Source organism: Kaarinaea lacus (genome assembly GCF_975902315.1).
Window position 1 is genome coordinate 1 of record NZ_CDLKIE010000340.1, and the last position, 4933, is coordinate 4933.

Consider the following 4933-nt stretch of genomic DNA (forward strand, 5'->3'; position numbering starts at 1 on the left):
ACTATTCCATGTTTTATTTTTAACGATGCCCCTTTTTACAGTGTACGTTGGTGGCTGGGATGAATTTATCGGTGCTATCAGGTCAAATAAAACAGTATTTATTCAAACTACCGGTATTATTACGTCATCTTCAAAAAAGAGAATGAACTCTCACCGCGATAGTCAATACCGCCACAAAATATTTTATGGATATATGGTTGAAGGAATTATGTATGTATCGGATACGATAACATTTGAACCCAGGTATGAAAATGTCGATGAGCTGTTAAGAAAATATCCTGCGGAAAAGGAAGTGATAGTTTATTTTGATAAAAATGATCCGGCGTTTTCTGTGCTTGAGCCCAATACAGTAGGGTATGATCAGTTAATTAGAGGTATTTGGGCTGCATTATTTTGCATCATTCTTTTCTGGGTAGCCGTTTTTGTCAGGTTGAAATATAAAATTTACTGGTAAGATACCCACAATCTCAAATAATGGATTTTGACACGCTATATACAGTGGCTCACTGAAGTGTGTTTGAACACCGCAAAAAGTGTGGTGTTACGTAGCTGAAAATTTCAAGACGGACTGACTGTTTTTAAGACCTGTGGAAATAACTAAAACGAAGTACACGTTTACTTACAACACTCCGATGCTCGACAGCATGCTGATGATAGGTCTCGTGTTTGTTGTATGGGCAGGTTCCGTTTTCGAAATGAATGAGCATGGATTTAGTGGCGATTCTTTTAGCAAAGTGACAACAAGTATTGCGCTGTTTTATTTGTGCTGGCATTTTGTTGCGAGCCGAAAACCTCGAGAACTCTACTTTAGTGAAGACGGGGTTGATGTTCCAAACACATGGTTGCCAGGCGTGCTGACTAAGCATATTGCATGGCAGGAGATTCGTGACATTGATGTATGCAGTAAAAAAGGCCTGGTAACTATTTGTTTGTATTTGAATGGAAACAATAAACACCATATCTATGTTAAGGCGCTGAAGGCATACTATGCGAACAGACTGGTGAGTCGGCCAGGGGAGAAGCTGTTTATCTATTTGTGCCAGATAGTTGGAATTGAAAAATAAATTGAAATAAAGCTGTTCGCTCCAGCCAGTGAATATCCATGTAACAGTACTATGTCACAATGCTCGGTAAGACTCGATTGATTTCAGGATTCTACGAAGACTGATTTTTAGATCACAATGCCTATACGTCTGCTTACTCCAGATTCTGATGAATTAAGTGTCCATAATTAAGAATTGCGGTCTGTTAATGAGTAATTACTACCAGAAAGCAGACGTAAATAATTTACCTCAAAAGTAGACTTTAACTTACGTAAGAAACGACTTTCTGTTGCGCCAGACGCAATATCCATATAATCTGACTGACATAATCTACTAACTATTCGAATGTCTGGGGGGACGGTGAATAGAATAAAAATCAATCTCTTATTATCACTGCTATTGTGGATTTGCTGCACAAGCGTGTTCTCTGCTGAATTTAATGTAAATAGCACGATAGATGCTGTTGATAGCAATCCCGGAGACGGTGTTTGTGAGACTGCACTGGGAAATGCCGTTTGTACTTTGCGTGGTGCCATTCAGGAAACAAACGCTCTACTTGGAAAGGACGCTATTAATGTACCCGCGGGTATCTACACTTTGACCTTAACTGGCGTTGAAGATTTTAGAACATACGATGATTCCGTTCTTGATCTTGATATTACCGACAACCTGGATCTTGTTGGAATTGATCGTGATACCACTATTATAGAGGCTGGTGTTACCCGCGGTGCTTTGGGTAGCAATGTCTTTGCGATTCAACGCCTGACAACTGTTTTTATGACCGAAATAACCGTTCGTCATGGGATGATCACTGAATTCACAGGAGCAGGCATTCAAAATACCGGTCACCTGACCATTACGAATTGCCATATTAGAGATAATACTGCGGATAGTAATAGTAATGGTGGTGGAATCGGCACCTCAAACGGAACAACAATCGTTGACAACTGTACTTTTAGTGGCAACGAAGCATTGGCTGGTGGTGATGGTGGGGCCGCTTCCGGAGGCATTTTCCGTAACAGCCAGTTTACTAATAACACAGCAAGTCGAGGGGGTGCTGTTGCTGGCGGCTCTGTAGATAATTGCTATTTTGAGAATAATTCTGGAGGATTTGGAGGCGCTATATCAACAAATAGTCCGATCAGGAACAGCGTATTTATTAACAATAGTGCTACTCGGGGCGGAGCAATCTATGCCTCAATTGGATCACCTGTTATAGAAAATACGCAAATCCTTAACAACACCGCTACTGATGGGGGCGGTGCAATGTATTGTGACAATACAAACCGTGTAGTCGTCATAAATTCTCTAATTTCGGGTAACAGTGCTTTTACAGGCGGCGCCATTCACAGCGAACAGGGAGCTGTTAATGTTAATAACACTACCATCACCAATAATTCCAGTAGCCAGGGGGGCGGTATTTTCAATGGCATGAATGCGCAATTTTATGTTCATAGCTCCACTATTTATAACAACAGCGCAACTTCTGGTAGGAATATTTTCATTCCACCAGTCCCCAACGCCAATGTTTATATCAAGAATTCGATCGTTGGGCATTCTGGTACGAGTTCAAGTTGTGAAGGGAGCGCCATTATTTCTCAGGGTAATAACCTGGAAACTGCAGACACTTGTGGTTTCGATCTGCCCACTGATTTGCCAAACACTGATCCACAATTAGCCGCGCTCGCCGAGAATGGTGGGCCCACGATGACATTAATGCCGAGTGCTGGCAGCCCCGTTATCGATGCGGGTGATGTCTCAGGATGTCAAAACTCTTTCAGTGAAAGGTTTACGACTTCTTATGAGCCTGCGGAAATTGACCAGCGTGGCGCAATTCGAACTGTTGATGGTAACGATGATGGTAGTGCAATTTGCGATATAGGCGCCGTTGAATTTGTTCCTCCGACCGTCAACTTAGCGCCTTTTGCTAAAGCGGGAGGCGATATCGTTGTTAGTCCTAATTCTATCGTCAATTTAAGTGCAAATCAGAGTTATGACTTTGATGGCAATGTGGACTCTTATTTATGGGCTCAAACGGCAGGATCAACAGTTAATCTCAATGGTGTAGATACTATCAACCCATGGTTTACTGCGCCGGACGCAAGTGGAACATTAACTTTTGAATTGGCCGTTACCGATAATGATCTGGCTGAAGGTCAGGATTCGGTTGATGTTATTGTTAACAGGCCACCAATCGCCCACGCTGGTGATGATATATATATACCGGCCGGCGATACTGGTAATTTTGACGCAGCATTGAGCACGGATGATGGAACTATTGTTAGTTACGACTGGGAATTTCTGTGGGGATACATACCAGGCACAATTAACGATCGTACGGGGATAAATCCGCCAATTCCAGGAGCTGGTAATGTAATTACCAACATTTCAAATGTTTACCGTCTCACGGTCACCGACGATCATGGATATACCGATACTGACATGGTGGTTGCTCACGTTATTCAGGTAGAAGGAAATATCCCGCCGGTTGCGAATCCCGGAGAAGATATTACTGTGTTACCTGGTGCAGTAGTAGAACTCGATGGTAGTGGAAGCACTGACAGTGATGGTACAGTTACCAGTTATCACTGGTCTAATGCATATGGTATTAAAATTAGAGAGCCTGAAAGTAGCATTATTAGAGTTGTAATGCCCGAAGCCGAAGGGCGATACAAAATAGATTTGTTCGTTGAGGACGATGGCGGTTTATCGGGTGCTGACTCTATTACGATTACGGTCTCGAGCCAGACTAATCAATTACCCGGTGCGGCCATTGTCGCGCCTGCCAGGGCGAATATTGGTGATACTGTTACGCTGGACAGCAGTAGTAGTACCGATGTTGATGGCAATATAGTCTCATATGAGTGGTCGCAACTATCGGGTGATAGTGTTTCCCTTACAAATGTTGGTAACAATTCAGAGTTTGTTGCGCCTGACAGCAGCACTGCGCTGGTCTTTCAATTGCGAGTGATCGATAACGAGGGTGGGCAGGATACGGCTATCCATGAACTGAATATCAATCAAAGACCAGTTGCTGTTGCGGGAGATGATGTAAGCGTAGAGTCTGGTGTGCCAGTTAACCTGGATGCCGCCGGTAGCCTGGATAATGATGGTATTATTCAATCATATTCATGGTCACAACAAAGTGGACCAGCGGTAACTATTCAAAATAGTAACACTAGCACTGCATCCTTTGAAACTTTAAATGTTGAAGGTGAGGTTGTAATTACCTTGGCTGTCACCGATAACGAAGGCGCCTCAAGCACTGATACGTTAGTCATTACAATCACGGCGCAAAATAACGATACCGACACACCTCCTTCACAAACGCCTGGTACCGGCACTAACGTTGACAATAGTCCCAGCGGAAGTTCTGGTGGTGGGGCAATGGGATTGGAATTCATATTTTTATTGACGTTAATAATGGTACTGCGACGAAATGCATATACAGTATTTACAGAAAATATTGGATAAATATGATTAGTGCAGTACATAGAATATTAAAAAATGTCCCTACGCTATTAGCTATTCTTATTTTGTCTGGATGTAGTAGTGGGGGCAGTGATGACAATAGTAAATTTCGGTCGGAAATCTTTGATAAACCCATAGATCCAATTTCGTATAGCGGATTAGATAGTTCGGCTGAGGTAAACAAAAAGAACTTGTCTGACGTAGTCGTTAATTATTTTGTTGTTCACACCCTTTCTGATGTTCATTTTTCTCAATTTATGGAATTGGCTCCGTATTTAGCTGATGCGCCTAATAGTATCTTCACCGAAGACTGCGATGATGGTGGGACAATTTCATACAGAATTTTGACGGATGCTAATAATTTTTCGTTCGCCAATGTCTTTTCGGAGTGCTCAATTGGTGGCAGTATTTTAAATGGC

The 4933-nt window shown here is 42.4% G+C and carries 4 protein-coding genes; all 4 read left to right on the top strand.

Translation table 11 applies throughout. The features are described 5' to 3' along the window. Positions 1-454 (top strand): DUF3592 domain-containing protein (locus ACWVCM_RS10925; protein ID WP_455201786.1); only part of this gene is annotated, 454 nt, incomplete at its 5' end. Between the two features lie 178 nt (positions 455-632). Continuing rightward, positions 633-1064, top strand: a complete 432-nt coding sequence (locus ACWVCM_RS10930; RefSeq protein WP_455201787.1) for a hypothetical protein — start codon at positions 633-635, stop codon at positions 1062-1064. Positions 1065-1463: 399 nt separating this feature from the next. After that, positions 1464-4517 carry a PKD domain-containing protein gene (locus ACWVCM_RS10935; RefSeq protein ID WP_455201788.1) on the top strand — a complete coding sequence of 1018 codons (3054 nt, stop codon included), beginning with the start codon at positions 1464-1466 and terminating at the stop codon, positions 4515-4517. 2 nt (positions 4518-4519) lie between these two features. Further along, the coding region (locus ACWVCM_RS10940; protein WP_455201789.1) for a hypothetical protein at positions 4520-4933 on the top strand (414 nt) is incomplete at its 3' end.